The sequence below is a fragment of the Prevotella sp. P2-180 genome, from assembly GCF_002251435.1.
Classification (GTDB): Bacteria; Bacteroidota; Bacteroidia; order Bacteroidales; family Bacteroidaceae; genus Prevotella.
The window spans coordinates 1-15,448 of the sequence record NZ_NPJI01000070.1 but is presented as its reverse complement, the minus strand read 5'-3'; the positions used below and the strand labels follow the sequence as shown (position 1 = coordinate 15,448).

General features: G+C 44.8%; 11 protein-coding genes. 10 read left to right on the top strand and 1 reads right to left on the bottom strand.

All coding sequences use genetic code 11. The features are described from left to right. Window positions 1-75 precede the first annotated feature (75 nt). From CIK98_RS10365 to CIK98_RS10320, 10 genes are all read left to right on the top strand, one after another. The gene (locus CIK98_RS10365; RefSeq protein WP_141210505.1) at window positions 76-1,146 is read left to right on the top strand and encodes a hypothetical protein; all 1,071 of its coding nucleotides are present in this window, start codon (window positions 76-78) and stop codon (window positions 1,144-1,146) included. A 44-nt stretch (window positions 1,147-1,190) separates the two neighbouring features. Next, window positions 1,191-1,754, top strand: coding sequence for a hypothetical protein (locus CIK98_RS18180; protein ID WP_094384165.1), 564 nt, complete (start codon window positions 1,191-1,193; stop codon window positions 1,752-1,754). A gap of 22 nt (window positions 1,755-1,776) precedes the next feature. Then, window positions 1,777-2,046, top strand: a complete 270-nt coding sequence (locus tag CIK98_RS10355; protein ID WP_141210503.1) for an NVEALA domain-containing protein — start codon at window positions 1,777-1,779, stop codon at window positions 2,044-2,046. Window positions 2,047-2,185: 139 nt separating this feature from the next. Next, window positions 2,186-3,190, top strand: a complete 1,005-nt coding sequence (locus tag CIK98_RS10350) for a BF3164 family lipoprotein (RefSeq protein WP_094384163.1) — start codon at window positions 2,186-2,188, stop codon at window positions 3,188-3,190. Further along, on the top strand, window positions 3,153-4,058 hold the full coding sequence (gene lepB, locus CIK98_RS10345; protein ID WP_094384162.1) for a signal peptidase I: 906 nt from the start codon (window positions 3,153-3,155) through the stop codon (window positions 4,056-4,058). Before CIK98_RS10350 ends, lepB begins: the two co-directional genes overlap by 38 nt. Before the next feature lie 11 nt (window positions 4,059-4,069). Continuing rightward, the gene (locus CIK98_RS10340) at window positions 4,070-5,635 is read left to right on the top strand and encodes an O-antigen ligase family protein (RefSeq protein WP_094384161.1); all 1,566 of its coding nucleotides are present in this window, start codon (window positions 4,070-4,072) and stop codon (window positions 5,633-5,635) included. After that, window positions 5,628-7,082, top strand: a complete 1,455-nt coding sequence (locus CIK98_RS10335) for a TolC family protein (RefSeq protein ID WP_094384160.1) — start codon at window positions 5,628-5,630, stop codon at window positions 7,080-7,082. Before CIK98_RS10340 ends, CIK98_RS10335 begins: the two co-directional genes overlap by 8 nt. 45 nt (window positions 7,083-7,127) lie before the next feature. Further along, window positions 7,128-8,228 (top strand): efflux RND transporter periplasmic adaptor subunit, encoded by a 1,101-nt coding sequence (locus CIK98_RS10330; RefSeq protein WP_172409900.1) that lies wholly within the window; start codon window positions 7,128-7,130, stop codon window positions 8,226-8,228. 12 nt (window positions 8,229-8,240) lie between these two features. Continuing rightward, window positions 8,241-11,240 (top strand): efflux RND transporter permease subunit, encoded by a 3,000-nt coding sequence (locus tag CIK98_RS10325; protein ID WP_094384158.1) that lies wholly within the window; start codon window positions 8,241-8,243, stop codon window positions 11,238-11,240. Then, window positions 11,241-14,237: an efflux RND transporter permease subunit gene (locus CIK98_RS10320; RefSeq protein ID WP_094384157.1), complete on the top strand. Its 2,997-nt coding sequence runs from the start codon at window positions 11,241-11,243 to the stop codon at window positions 14,235-14,237. Here CIK98_RS10320 and CIK98_RS10315 read toward each other — a convergent pair. After that, complete coding sequence (locus CIK98_RS10315; protein ID WP_094384156.1) at window positions 14,203-15,225, bottom strand: family 43 glycosylhydrolase; 1,023 nt, start codon at window positions 15,223-15,225, stop codon at window positions 14,203-14,205. The genes CIK98_RS10320 and CIK98_RS10315 overlap by 35 nt on opposite strands. Window positions 15,226-15,448: the final 223 nt, after the last annotated feature.

The window sequence follows — 15,448 nt, the reverse complement described above, 5'->3', positions numbered from 1 at the left end:
ATCAATATTTCATATGTAAATTTAACTATAGAGGTGTAGCCCAATTAACTACGCCTCTATAATACTGATAGAATTATGAATAGTAAAATCTATTTGTTATTATTAAGTATTATGGCTTTTTCTTGTACTTCAACTCAGAAAAGCAATAATAACGTAATAAAGCTGAATGGACAGCTTGTAGAAAGTGACTCTGCTTATTATGGTTCGTCACCAATATTATTGTGTGATAATTTTTTGTTTTCACATTCTGATGATGTAGCCTCAAAATGTATTATTAGTGTACTTGAAGATGGTCGTCTCATAAATTCTCAGCCAATTTTTGATGCTGGAAACGGTGAACACGAGTTCCATCGCATAGCCTTGGCTAAAGGTTCTGGAACTGAACTATTTGTATTGGATTATCCAAATTCTTGCAACAAGTTGCTTTCACTTACAAAAATATCATATACAGAAACGATAAGTTCCATTAAGGACTCCAAAGTCTGGAAGAAATTGTCTTTGGCTGCCATTCCTTCCATCAGATGCGTCTTTGACACATTTATTTCGTTATCAGATTCCACCATTTTGATTCCTGGGAGTACCCATAACGAGATTGGCCATATCCTATCTGTGATTGATTATAAAAATCTAACTGTAACCCCATTGAATTATTGGCCTTCAGACGGTATAAAGTGTGATAGTTTGGCAAAGCATTCCATTTATACTGATAATTGCAGAATATATGGGAATAATGACAATCTGTTCCTATATGTCTGTGGAGAAGAACGATTCGCATTCATTTTTTCAATAGAGGGGAACAACATAAAAGTTAAAAAAGAATTATATTCAACTTATCCAGACTATAAGGGAATGAACGGAAATTATATGATAAATGAAAGGTCGGGTAAAAGTTTAGTGACTGCGGCAAACAAGAAGAACATATATGCTTTCCTTGTTGAGGATAAACTAATAGACAAACGCGTTTTCCGCTCAGGAAATGTAATTGAAGTGTATAATTGGGATGGGGTATTGGAAAAGACCATAATGCTTGATAAAACAGGAGATTTTATTAAAGTTTCAGAAAACAATGATAAACTTTATTTGTTTAGTAATAACCTGAAATCAGGCGAATTGGAATTATGGATGTATGATATAAAAGGGGTTTAAAAATCCAACAATATACCCCTTATAATAAGATGATTTTGTTTAAAATGAAAAAAACTATTAATCTTTTGCTGATAATAATAACCTCATTGTCGGGATTTTTATGCCTTGTGTCATGTTCTGAGAATCATGACATCGAAGAGAAGATTTCCTCTTTGCAATCGCAACCCATAAAACTGTGCTTGGATGAGATGCGGTGTAGGAATAAGTATGGCGACACGATAGTTGTGGATAGTGTGAAACCACTATATAGAATGGTAGTGTATGTTGATTCTTCTGCATGTTCACCATGTACATTAGACAAGATGTATGTTTGGAACGAATCAATTAAGAAAGCGCGCAGGTTAGGCAGTATGTTGAAGCATGTATTTATTGTAGCACCTAAGCCAGAACAAATAGAAGATGCATACCTATCAATTGAGTCGAATGGCTTGGATAGCCCCGTATATGTGGATACGGCTTATGCTTTTAGAAAAGCCAATCCCCATTTGCCTGAAGAACGGATGTATCATTCTTTTCTGTTGGATGAAAAAGACAGTGTCGTAATTGTCGGCAATCCAATTGAAAATCCAAAGATAGACAGTTTAATCAATGTGATTGTTTTTAAATAGTATTAATCAAATTTTTATCAAAATGAAAAAGAAAAAGTTAATCACGCTATGTATAGCTGCGGTTGCTGTCATATTAGGATATGGTGGCATGAAAGCTTACAAAAATGTAGGAAACAATAATTTGATGTTGGCTAATGTGGAAGCCTTGACACAAGGAGATGAACCTTCTGCAAAGTCGTGGCCATGTTGGTCGGAATTAAAAAAAGGAGATGGTGTTTGGGTTTGTGGAGCTCCATGCACATTTGTTTTAAATAAGAATGCCAAAGGAGGAGAAGATAGGTGTGCTAAATAATTATCTCAAATTCCGAAATTGCACATTTGTGTATGTACTGTGTTAGTTAAAACAAATGATAAACCATTATTGTGTCAATATATTGTGCATGAATAATTAAAGTGCGATATTTTGACACAATATTAAGAGCTTATTTATTATGAAGACTTTATGGACAATGGTATTTGTACTTATATTGCTTTCTTCTTGTAAAAGAGGAGAATCGAATTTTTTTTGTGAAGAATGTGAAATAGTAATAGATAAAACTGCCCCAATAGAGTTGGAGTCAGAAGTAATAATTCATGAAGATAGTCTATTGTCTCCAAATGATATAACATTGCTTGATGACAAACTCATAATTACATCTTTGGATAATACATCGGCGATATTTAATGTCTTTACTAATAATGGACAGCATATTACTGATTTTGGAACTATTGGTAAGGCAGATAATGAATTTACATTTGGAGCAAGGGTGACTCAAGTAGAAGGACATGATTTCTATGTGAATGATGTCAATACCTGTAGTCTAAAGAAAATGAATATTGACTCTATTATTGATTCAAAGGTTTGTGTAATTTCAAAGTCAATTAAAACAGCACCAAGAGCATTAAATGCTTTCATGGTTGATGATACACTCTTAATCTATGAACAAGAGACATTTGACAATTACGAATTATTCCGTGATAAAATATCAAAGTCCACAAATAATCCAGCCATTAAACTATATGCTCCACGTAACAGCCCCTCAGATTATTATCAAAGTAAAATGTCTTATAATAAGAACAACAATATGATTGTTGCTGCAATGAAAAATAGTAATCAGGTGAACTTTTTAAACATTAATACAGGCTTTCGTAGAGCTGTTAGAATTACCAATGGTAATGAGTATTCACGTGATGGCGATAAACAAAGATATCAATATTATTGTGGTATAACAACAAACTTCCAATATGTATATGCTTTATATATGAATCAAACTTTAGATGATGCATTTGAGAAGAGAAAAAATATGTGCATTCACGTCTTTGATTGGAAAGGTAATTATATTAAAAGTTTGCAAACAAAGGATTACATAATAAAAATATCAGTTGATAAAAAGAACGAATGGATGTATGCATTAGACAATGATGGAAGAGTATATAGATATCCGCTTAAAAATTAAGCAGTTTATAGTAATTCTGTCAAGAATATGTGCCGCTTTTGTGCTGATATATATATTATGGTTGTTGTGCAGGGTTTTCCTGTTCGACCAATTTGTCATACCCACGGAATCCATGAGTCCCACTTTGTTGCCTGGCGACAGGGTGATTGTTGACAAGACGATTGTTGGGGCGCGGCTTTATTCCGACTTCGATTTCGACCCAAAGGGAGGCGAACTGAGGAGCTGGAGGGTAAGGGGAATGAGGCAGATGAAGCGTAATGATATTGTCGTGTTTAACTTTCCGCATCATGAAGGGAGGATAAATTTCATAATCAATAATGTATATGCGAAAAGATGCGTGGCTCTCCCCGGTGACACTATCAGCATAGAAGAAGGGTATTATAGGAACAATAACCACAAGGGTGTGTTAGGGTTGGAGAACGCGCAGAATGCCCTTCATGAAATGACTGACAGTATGATATGGCGTCAGGCATTATACACAATGCCGTTCGACGGACATCTGTCGTGGACTATTCGCAATATGGGACCGCTATATATTCCGAGAAAAGGCGACATCATTCCCATAACGGCTAAGGAGGCTTGTGTATATAGGATGTTGCTCGAATGGGAAACGGGGAAAAAGGTGGATTTCGACTGGAACAGCAATACGGCAAAAATCAACGGGAAGGAATTCACAAGTCATACATTCAGCCACAACTATTATTTTATGGCCGGCGATAATGTATGTGACTCCAATGATTCGAGATATTGGGGATTGGTGCCTGAAGAGTACATAGTGGGAGTTGTGAGATGGGTGAGCTATTCCTTAAACAAGAGTGATGGCGAATTGAACAAGGACAGGGTGTTTCTGTCTCTGATGGATAATTAACAAAACGAGGAATGAAGGAAGTATTGACCATAATAAAGCACAGGGCTGTCGTCAGATTGTCGATGACAGATGTTTGCATTTTCCTGTGGTATGTCTATGTGCTGGTAAGTGCGTTGACATCCACGGTATATCCCAGTTACAATACCGTTTCCAGGGCTACATATATGCTTTCGCTCTTCCTTGCCCTAAGGATAGTGTTCACGGTATCACATATACGGGGCAAGTATGTGATGTGGGGAATCATTATGTGGTCGATGTATGAATTGGGATATGGAATAATTCAGTTGGTGGAAGGCAACAGCAATCATTATCTCTACCCAATGACTGGCACATTTCTTAATCCCGGTCCTTATTCAGCAAGTCTTGCCATTGGGCTCGTGATGTTATGCCAATACCAGAAGGAAACAGGTGATGGTATTGTGATATACAAAGGCTTAACGACGAGACATATTGTGGAAATGATAACATTGTGTTTTGTTATCATTCTGCCATCCACATGGAGCAGGGCTGCCCTCATCTCAGTAGCCTTTTGTTTGGTGCTGATTTATTGGGATATGATAAGGCGGAGGATATGGTGGTTCGTGGGTGTTGGAGTTGTGGCTTGTGCCGTGATGTATATAGCCAAGTCTGGTTCGGCGTATGGAAGGCTTGCCGTAAACTACATAGCGGCACATTGCCTTATGGACAATCCTTTGACAGGTGGAGGTATAGGGAGTTTTTTCCATTCATACGCTGAAAAGACGGCAGAACTCAGTGCCGCAGGACTTGCGCTTGACCCGAAACATATTGACGTGCTGGAATACGCCTTCAACGATTTTTTGCTGATAGGAGTGGAGCAAGGGCTTCTTGGGCTTGCCTTTTGCCTCGCTCTCCTGCTGCTTGTATTCCGTTCGCTGTGGAATAAGTCGCGGGCATTGGCTTACGGACTATTGTCATTGCTGATGTTCTCGTTGTTTTCCTATCCCTTTGAACTATTGCCATATCAGATTGTTGCGGTGATAATCATTGCTTATTCCGCAACGGATGACAAGGGCATCAGGATAAGTGCGGCAATGGTTGGCGTTGTTTCGGTGGTTTTGGCTTTGTTGCCGTGGGATTATTCTATAGCAAAAAAGAAGGCAGAGGATGATTATAGGATGATAGCCGGGATAAGCGACAAGGCTTTTGTCAACGACTATTACGAATTGCTTCCATTGTTGGAAGACAATCGCAACTTCCTTTTCGACTTCGGCAAGATGCTGTCTTTGCAAGGCAGATACAACGACAGTAATGCCATGTTGCGCAAAGGCACCCTAATCTGCAACGATCCGATGTTTTATGTGCTGCAAGGCAATAACTATAAGCAAATGGGACAGAATGACAAGGCGGAGGCTATGTATCGGAAAGCATACATGATAATGCCCAATAGGCTTTATCCGTTATACAAGCTCATGTTGCTGTATAAAGACAACAACGACAGGAAGGGAATGAAGGCGATGGCAACAAGAGTTCTCAATTTCCAGGAAAAGGTGAAGTCGCCTGCGACGATAGAAATGAAGAAAGAGGCAAAACATATAATAGAAGAAAAAAATGAATAAGTGTTTTTTTATCATAATAGCATGGGGCGTGGCTCTATGTGCCTTCGGACAAAACACGCTCTCCCTGCCATCCGCTATGGCTATGGCACGAGAGAGGTCGTATGACGCTATGGTGGCACGGCTCAACTATATGAGCCAGTATTGGAGCTATCGCTCGTTTAGGGCGGAGTTGCTGCCGTCGGTCAATATCTATGGCAACCTGCTCCAGTTCGACCGCTCGATGGTTGAGACACGTAACTTTGACGATGGCAGAATATCTTACGTTGAGAACAACTCGATGAGCAACAGCGTATCGTTGTCCATCGACCAGAACATCGTGGCTCTCGGAGGTAAGCTGTCGGTGCAGTCATACCTGTATAAACTCGACCAATACAGTTATGACAAGACTACATACAACAGTCGCCCCATTAGATTGAGCTACACCCAACCGCTGAGGGCTTTCAACAGTTTGAAATGGCAAAAGAAGACCGAACCCCTGAAATATGAGCAGGCTAAGAGGGCATACCTTGAGGCTATGGAGAATGTGGGGATTCAGGTGGTGAACTTGTTCTTCAATGTGCTGTCAGCCCAGTCGGTGTATAAGCAGAGCTTGGCTAACAAGAAAGACCGTGAGTATCTGTATGAAATAGCAAAGAAGCGGCATGCGCTTGGAACTGTGACAAAAAGTGAGATACTGCAACTCGAACTGTCGGTGCTGAATGCTGACGTGGAAGTGGCAAACAACCTTCTGAATCTCGACAACTGCAAGTTCAGCCTGTTCTCCTATCTGCGAATGGCCGACTACAAGGATATAGAACTTCTGCCGCCATATACCATAAGCGACAAGGCAATAGCGGTGAATGATGTGGTGGAAAGGGCATTGGATAATTCCAGCCACAATATGCAGCAGCAAATCAGTATACTGGAAGCCCGGAAGTCACTTGCACAGGCAAAGGCTAACAAGGGACTGCAGATGCAGCTGAGCAGCGAAATAGGATTCAACAAGACTGCGGAGACTCTTAAAGGAGCGTATAGCGGACTCAAGGACAATGAAATAATAGGTCTCTCGGTGTCGTTGCCCATATTCGACTGGGGAGTGAGCAAGGGAAGGGTGAAAATGGCAGAGGCTGACCTGGAAGCCGCAAAGGTCAGGGTGGAGCAGTCGCACGAGACTTACCTACAGTCGCTGAGGATGTGTGTCATGCAGTATAACGCCCAGGCGTCGCAATGCCGAAATGCGCTCAGGGCACTCGACATTGCCGACGAGAGATATGACATTACGAAAAGGAGATTTGAGATGGGTGCCGTAAGCGTGACTGACTTGAACACGGCACAGCAGGAGGCGGAAGCCGCAAGGTCGCAATACATAAGTCTGCTTAAGTCGTATTGGAACAACTACTATCTGATACAGAAAGAAACTCTGTACGACTGGGAGAGAAACTGTGATATTGTCAATGTTTTCGAGTAAGGAAAGTTAAAGAAGTTAAGGATGTTAAAGAAGATGTTCATAAAGATGTTCAAAAAGAAAGTTGTTGTTTCAGTAATTGTACTTGCTGTTATTGCAGGTTTGGCTTATATCGTTTATTCGTTTGCCAAAGGTGACGGGGCGGACGGGAAGGACGAGGTGAGTAATCAGGAGAGGGAGGAGGCTGTTGTGGAGGTGGATACTATGGTGCTTCGCAGACAGACATTCCAAAAGCAGGTGCTGTGCAACGGAAAGCTGAGGGCTATGCGTATGGCGGAACTCATGTGCCCGAAGGCCGGGGAGATACTGCAAAGCGTGAACGTGAGGAACGGACAACTTGTGGCTGAGGGAACGACATTGGCTGTTGCCGACACCCGTGAAAGAAAGGATGCACTCGAGAAAGCCAAGCACGATCTCGAAAAGGCTAAGGTGGAACTGCAGGACAAACTCATAGGACTGGGATATGACGGAAACACAGACAACGTGCCGGCTGACGTGTTGAAAAGGGTGGAAGTGACATCAGGGTATTACTCGGCACGGTTTGCACTGCGTTCCGCCGAACAGGCACTGCACGACTGTACGTTGAAAGCTCCTTTCAGCGGACGTATTGCCGATCTCGTGGCAAGGCCTCACCAACGTGGTGACAAGTTCTGCACGCTGATAGATGACTCGTTCTTTGACGTGGAGTTCAAGATACTGGAGGCGGAGCTTGTTTCTGTCCGTATGGGTACAGTGGTAAAGGTGTCGCCTTTTGTTGATAATGAACTGTCGTTAACCGGTGCTGTGACGGAAATAAATCCATCGGTGGATGACAAGGGACTGGTGACGGTCAAGGCTCGGGTGAAAAACACATCCAGTAGACTGTTGGACGGAATGAACGTAAGGGTGATAATAGAGAACTCTGTAAGCGGAATGTTCGTGGTGCCGAAGGAGGCTGTGGTGGAGCGTGACGGATATAACGTGGTGTTCGTATATAACCGTGAAACCCACCGCGCGGTATGGACATACGTGGATATACTCTACAGTAATCTCACGAGCTTTGCCATTACGGGATGCGAGCGGAAGAACACCACAGTTAAAGAGGGGGACATTGTCATCACCTCGGGAAATCTCAATCTTGCGGATGACACGGAAGTGAAAGTTAAATAATGAATTGCAGTTATGCTACGAAATATTATCCACCGACCTATTGCCGTGACGATGACGCTCATTGCCATCGCCACTCTAGGTGTGCTTGCCCTCGGGCGCATACCGGTGTCGCTAATGCCTGATGTTGATGTGCCGCGGATAGTGGTGCAGATGTCAGCTCAGGGCAGTTCGGCCCGTGAGATAGAGCAGAGCATGGTGGCACCCATGCGCCGACAACTGTCGCAGGTGGCAGGACTGAAGGACATAGAGTCGTCATCACGCACTGATGCGGGAATAATAACTCTCACATTCAGTCCGGGCAGTGACATGAGTCTGTTGTTTATAGAGGTGAACGAGAAAATCGACCGTGCCATGGGGTTCATGCCTAAGGGAATGGAACGCCCGAAGGTAATGAAGATAGGCGCACTCGACATTCCCGCCTTTTACGTCGATGTGACCGGCGGCAAGCCTGAGCAAACATCCCGGTTGGTGAGCAACGTGATTAGCAAGCGGTTGGAGCAGTTGCCACAAGTGGCGATGGTTGACTACAGCGGACTTACCAAGGCACAGATCTCCATACTGCCCGATGCCGCAAGGGCTGGAGTGGCTGGTATAACAAATGCCGACATAGAGAAGGCTATCAGCGACAACAATATCGTTCTTGAGACACTGAGCGTGAGGGACGGCATTTACAGATACAACATCCACTTCGACTCGCAGATACTCTCTGTGCATGACATAGAAAACATATATATCAGACACAACGGACGACTGTTGCAACTGAAAGACATCTGCAAGGTGGAGGAAACGGCTGCCGTGCGCAAGGGTATCGTTGAGTCTGACGGGAAGAACGCCATAACGATGGCGGTGATAAAACAGAGCGATGCGCAAATGAGCGACCTTCAGCAAAGCGTGGATACGCTGATGGCACAACTCACAAGTGACTATCCTGAGCTACATTTCGCAGTGACCCGAGACCAGACGCAGCTTCTGTCGTACAGTATGAATAACTTGGGATGGAACCTCGTGCTCGGAATCATCATGGCAAGCATGGTGCTGTTTATGTTCATCGGTGGAAGAAGGCTTCCACTGCTTGTTGCCATATCCATACCATTGTCGCTTATACTCACATTGCTATGCTTTTATCTTTTGGACATATCACTTAACATAATATCCCTATCGGGACTGATTCTCGGTGTGGGAATGATAGTGGATAACGCCATTATAGTGATAGACAACATATTGCAGAAAGACTCTTGCAATGAACATAACGTAAGACAAGCGGTGGTGGAGGTGGCAATGCCCATGCTGTCTTCGGTGTTGACCACCTGCTCGGTGTTTGTCCCGCTGATATTCCTCAGCGGAACCGCAGGGGCACTGTTTTATGACCAGGCTATGGGAATAAGCATTGCGCTGTTCTGCTCACTTGCCGTGGCAACATTGGTGATACCGGTATATCATTTCAACTTATGCCGACAATGCCGACCGAGGACTATGAAAGTCAACGTGATGATGGTGAGATGGTATGAAAAGGGAATGCGCCATACACTTCGCCATCCCAAAACAATGATTGCCATTTTTGCAGGTAGCATTGTGATGGTGACAATGCTTCTGCCATTAATACCCAAAGAGCGTATGCCCGAGACACCACATGACGACGCACTTGTCACAATAGACTGGAATGCGGGGATTGTGGCAGAGGAAAACAACAGGAGAGTGAATGAGACCCTAAACCAGGTCAAGGAGTTGGTAAAGGCAAGTACAACGATGGTGGGAGGTCAGGAGTTTATGCTTTCGCATACCAAGAACATCACGGGCAGTGAGGCTGTATGCTACATAAAATGTGACTCGCCAGAGGATTGCGACAAGGCGGTGGAAAGAATAAAGGGATATGTGGCAAGGCATTATCCCAAGGCAAAGGTGGAGGCTGAACTCGCGGCAAACATATTCGACATGATATTCTCTACTGACGAACCTGACTTACAAATCCGACTGCAAAAGCGTGAGGGCGGAAGGCCCGAGGTGGCGCAGACACGGATGGTGACTGACTCCCTGCAAAAAAGATTCTGGCAGACAGACATACCAAGGGTATCTACCGAAACATATATCCGATTTTCCACCGATGCAGAGCAAATGGCATACTATGGTGTGACATACCGCCAACTGTATCTGCGCTTGAAGGAACTGCTTGGGGCAAACAACATATATGAGATAAACAGCGGTGGCGAGAGTGTGCCAGTGGTTGTGGGTCACAACACAATGGACAGTGCGACACTGCTTGGCAACACCATCACCAACGACAAGGGAATAGACATCCCGTTGGAATATCTCGTAAAGGAAGTGCGCAGCGAGGACTATAAACTACTAACGGCAAATGAAGACGGGGAGTTCTCCGTGATAGACATCGACAGAATATCTGAAAGGGAAGCTGAGAAGATGATGGATTACGTAGGAAAGATTACGGAGGACACGCCTGTCAAGGCCTTGTTCCGTGGCGGGTATTTCTCCTCACGCTTAATGATTGGCGAACTCATTATGGTGCTTGCCGTGGCGTTGCTGTTGCTTTATTTCATACTTGCGGCACAGTTTGAGAGCATCATCCAACCGATGATTATTCTTTTGGAAGTGGTCATCGATGTGGCGATGGTGATGTTGGCATTGTATGTTTGTGGCGAATCGCTGAACATCATGTCAATGATTGGCATCATAGTGGCTTGCGGAATAATAATCAACGACTCGATACTGAAGGTTGACACTATAAACAGGCTGTATAGACGAAATAAGCAAGACGGCAACGCCGGAAATCTCCATCTGCTCAAGGCAATAATGACGGCAGGACACATGCGACTGAAACCTATTGTCATGACATCACTGACCACGGTGTTGGCCATCGTGCCGCTGCTGCATCGTGGTGACATGGGTTCAGCCCTGCAATATCCGTTGTCGTTCGCAATAATCATTGGTATGTCAGTGGGAACTATGGTGAGCCTCTTCCTCGTTCCTCTAATGTATTATCTCATATATAGAAAATAGATGAAACACACTTTCTCCATATTACTCGTGATGTGCGTCCTGATGGTCATTGGCGCGGCACTTGTCACTCGACTCGACATAAGCAACGAACCGCGGCCTGAACGGGGCAGAACACTTACCATTTCATATAACTGGAACAACGCGTCGGCTAAGGTGGTGGAACAAAACGTCACGTCACGCATTGAAGCCGTGGTGAGTTCGGTGCGTGGAGTGGAAAAGGTGTCGTCGGTAAGCTGCTTCGGATATGGGCGCGTCACGGTGGAACTGAAACCCAAGACCGACATCTCCGCCATAAAGTTTGAGATAGCGTCCATATTGCGTCAAATGAGGGAAAAACTGCCATCGGGAGTGTCTTACCCCACAGTGTCGGGAGGAGAAGTGGACACTGCCTTGGGGGATGACAACGAGGTGAAACTGATACTCACCTATATGCTCAATGCCGACATGTCGGGCGAGCAGATGCGGCAAATTGCCGAGAAGGAGATGAAAGGCAAGGTGGAAAGGGTGGAAGGCGTTCATCATGTTGACATTACGGGATATGTCACCCATTATATGGAAGTGGAATACGACGCGCGGCAATTGGCGGTTTACGGCATCGGCAGTTCCGACCTTGTGGATGCCATACGCAATTTCTCCGGGCGAGAGGATGTGATAGGCGAGGTTTCTGCCTACAAAGGTAGAGTCACGATACCATTGTTGTTGTCTTCGAAAGAGGAGAGAAAACGGTTTGAGCAGATGCCCCTGAAGAATATCGACGGAAAGATAGTGTATCTTAATAATCTCGCCTCATGCCATATACGTGAACTAAAGCCTGAGAGTTACTATCGTGTGAACGGCATGAACACTATATACGTGAATGTTTATGCCGACAAGGATGCCAATGTGGTGGATGTCGCTTCTGATGTAAAGGATGTGATGAAGTCGTCCCACTCCCTGAACACCTCATTGGCATACGACAGGGCAGAGATACAAATGAAGGATTTCCGCTCGCTGGTAATTCGCTCTTCACTCACCTTGCTCATTTTGCTCTTGTTTGTATGGGCAAGTGGTGGATTCAGATGGAGATATGTCGCGGTGATAAGTGTCTCGTTGCTTGCCAATATCCTCACAGCCGTCTTGTTCTATTATCTGTTCGACATACGCCTCCATCCGTTTTCATTGGCGGGAATAACGGTGTCGTTAGGCATTATCATTGACTCCGCCATTGTCATGACCGACCATTACGCCTACTATCGTAACCGTAAGGCATTCTTGGGCATACTTGCCGCCATGCTCACTACGGTGGGGGCTTTGGTGATTGTGTTTTGGTTGCCCGATTATCTTAGGCGAGACCTTAGGGACTTCTCTGTTGTGGTGATGATAAACCTTCTCGTTGCCGTGGCGGTGGCATTGTTTTTCACCCCGGCTCTTGTTTCCCGGTTGGGAGTGGGGCGCAAGAGAATGACTTCATCAAAAAACTTGCGCTTACGTCTTGCATTATGGTTTAAGCGGCTTTATCTTGGATATGTATGTATGGTGCAGAAACGATGTATTCGTTGTGCATCGCTATTGGTGTTTGCAGTACTGTTTGCAGGTTCTCTCAAACTTTTTGTCGATTCCCTTGACACCAACACGTTTATGCCAAAGGAAGAGGAGATGAAACTGTATATCCGTGCTCAGATGCCGTTGGGCGGTAGTGTGCATGAACTGAACGACAAGGTGATGAAGGTTGAGGCTTTCCTTTCCAAGTTCGACGGGATAAAACGCTATGAGACTTCCGTTCGCCGGCAAGGAGCCACTATCGTGGTTGAGTTTAACGACGAGGCAAGAAACTCAGGATTCCCATATTCCTTGGAGAACCAAGTCATAGGAAAAGTCATTACGATAGGCGGGGCTGATTGGGCTACTTCGGGAGTGAGCGAACGAGGGTTCAGCAACTCGCTCAACCTGCAATACCGTGCAAACAGCATCGAGATTTCGGGTTATGACTACGAACGCCTGTATCGCTTTGCCGAGGATATGGCGAAAGAGATGAGTGAGAACAAGCGTGTGGTGGATATTGCCATCGTCACTCCAGGGCATGAGAATCAGGAAGACGAGTTCTATATGGAGTACGACCGCCGTATGCTTTCTGCAGACAGTGTAAGCATATTAGCCATTCACTCCACTATGCAGAGTATGCTCTCCGACCGCGAAGCCGGGAAGATAGATGTGGGCGGAAGGCAGATGGATGTTACTGTGCATCCTTCCTCTGTTAATTCTTTCGACCTCTGGCAGTTGGGAAATTCTTATATTGGTGTGAATGGGGCGGACATACGTCCGTCGGTATTTATGGATATAACCAGGCGCAAGGCGAAAAATATTATTCCAAGAGACAATCAGGAATATGTGTTGCAGGTGGCATTCAACGTCTTGGGTTCATATACATATACAAGCCGTTACGTAAAAGGTATAACTGACAAGTATAATGCCATGTTTCCTGTAGGTTTCTGTTGTCTTGACAAGACATATGGTTCATACGAGGATGACGGTACGCAATACTGGCTTGTTGGATTAGTGGCGGTTATTATATTCTTCATTCTCGCCATTCTCTTCGAGAGTCTGCTCCAGTCGCTTGCCATAACGATGCTCATACCAGTGTCGTTAATAGGACTGTTCCTTACGTATTCTGTTACAGGAGTGCCCTTCGGCACAGGCGGTTTTGCGGCAATGGTGTTGTTGTCAGGACTTACGGTCAATGGCGGCATATACATTGTTTGTCAATACAACAACTATAGGAGACGCACTGCCCGCAGCTTTGTGAGTGCATTCAACCACAAGGTCATGCCCATTATGCTAACAGTGTTGTCAACCATATTGGGCATGATACCTTTCCTTGCCGACGGCTATGACCAGCAGCCGTTTTGGTTCTCGCTTGCCGTGGGCACAATAGGAGGTCTGTCGCTAAGCGTCGTTCCCTTGGTGTTCTTCCTTCCAGTTGTGCTTACTTCAATCCCTTTGAAGGCACGATGCGTTTGATGGTGCCGTCGGCGTTGAATTTCATTCTGTCGATACACACCTCACGATGCACTCCGGGCTGATATTTCAGGTGGTGCTTGTTGATGCGGTGGTATACGATGTACCATTCGTCGGTGCCGGGCTTTTGTATCACCGAGTTGTGTGCTGTGCCGTAGATTTCGTTTTTCGGGTCTTGAATCATCACAATCGGGTCTTTCGCCACTTCAATCGGTCCGAGAGGGCTTTTTGCCGTGCCGTATGCCACGTGGTAGTTGGGTGAGCCAGTGTCATCCACCGACCACATGAAGTAGTAAAGTCCGTTGCGGTAGAACACGTACGGCGCCTCACGATAGGCGTAGTCTTTCAGAGTGCCGCCTTTCGGAGTCATCACGGTCACTGTCTCGTCCTTTATCTTCGTCATCGACGGCTCAAGTTCTGCTCCTGCCATAAAGCTGTTGCCCCAGTAGAGGTATGGCTTTTTCGACACAGGGTCAATAAACACGTCAACGTCAATAAGCTGTCCGTTGCAGCCAGGATGGTTTTTGGCCAACAGCGGTTCGCCAAGGTCAACGAAAGGTCCCGTTGGCGAGTCAGCCACTGCCACTCCCATCACTTTCCGTTTGCCTTCTATGGGCTGTGCGCTGAAATAAAGGAAGTATTTGTAGCTGCCGTCAGCCTGCTTCACTTCCACGGCAGCCGGAGCCCAAAGGTTTCCTTTTGCCCATTTCACCTGGTCGCTCTTCGCGTCGAGTGCTATTCCTTCGTTAGTCCATGTCTTCAGGTCTGAAGACGAGAACACGAAATACTCATATCCGCCCCATCCTGCCACGCCGTCGGTTGTGGAGTAGATGTAATAACGGCCGGTTTGGTTAGAGTAGAGAATTTCCGGGTCGGCGTGGAATCCCGGCAGAATCGGGTTGCCTTTATCCGTTTTTGCACTGAGAGTTGTGCCCTTGATGAGGGCTAGTAGGAGCATGATGCTTACAGAAAGTTTGCTTTGAAATGTCATGAATAAGTCGATTATTTGTTAATAATTAGAATTTGTCTGCAAATATACATCTTTTTCCTGTTATTCCCACTTTCTCAGATTGTATTTATAGTTAACTAGGGTGTCCAGTTTGTCGTTCCAAAAACGCACTGGATTAGCCCTGTTTGAAATGTTAATTTAAAGCTCTGATATTTAACGTTTTAGTAATAGAATTAGTTCTTTGAAAATTTGTGTATCTCATTGA

Coding starts and splice junctions, on each gene's coding strand:
- CIK98_RS10350 (WP_094384163.1), top strand. CDS start 2,186: ATGAAGACTTTATGGACAATGGTATTTGTACTTATATTGCTTTCTTCT.
- CIK98_RS10340 (WP_094384161.1), top strand. CDS start 4,070: ATGAAGGAAGTATTGACCATAATAAAGCACAGGGCTGTCGTCAGATTG.
- CIK98_RS10335 (WP_094384160.1), top strand. CDS start 5,628: ATGAATAAGTGTTTTTTTATCATAATAGCATGGGGCGTGGCTCTATGT.
- CIK98_RS10365 (WP_141210505.1), top strand. CDS start 76: ATGAATAGTAAAATCTATTTGTTATTATTAAGTATTATGGCTTTTTCT.
- CIK98_RS10355 (WP_141210503.1), top strand. CDS start 1,777: ATGAAAAAGAAAAAGTTAATCACGCTATGTATAGCTGCGGTTGCTGTC.
- CIK98_RS10320 (WP_094384157.1), top strand. CDS start 11,241: ATGAAACACACTTTCTCCATATTACTCGTGATGTGCGTCCTGATGGTC.
- lepB (WP_094384162.1), top strand. CDS start 3,153: ATGATGGAAGAGTATATAGATATCCGCTTAAAAATTAAGCAGTTTATA.
- CIK98_RS10315 (WP_094384156.1), bottom strand. CDS start 15,225: ATGACATTTCAAAGCAAACTTTCTGTAAGCATCATGCTCCTACTAGCC.
- CIK98_RS18180 (WP_094384165.1), top strand. CDS start 1,191: ATGAAAAAAACTATTAATCTTTTGCTGATAATAATAACCTCATTGTCG.
- CIK98_RS10325 (WP_094384158.1), top strand. CDS start 8,241: ATGCTACGAAATATTATCCACCGACCTATTGCCGTGACGATGACGCTC.
- CIK98_RS10330 (WP_172409900.1), top strand. CDS start 7,128: ATGTTCAAAAAGAAAGTTGTTGTTTCAGTAATTGTACTTGCTGTTATT.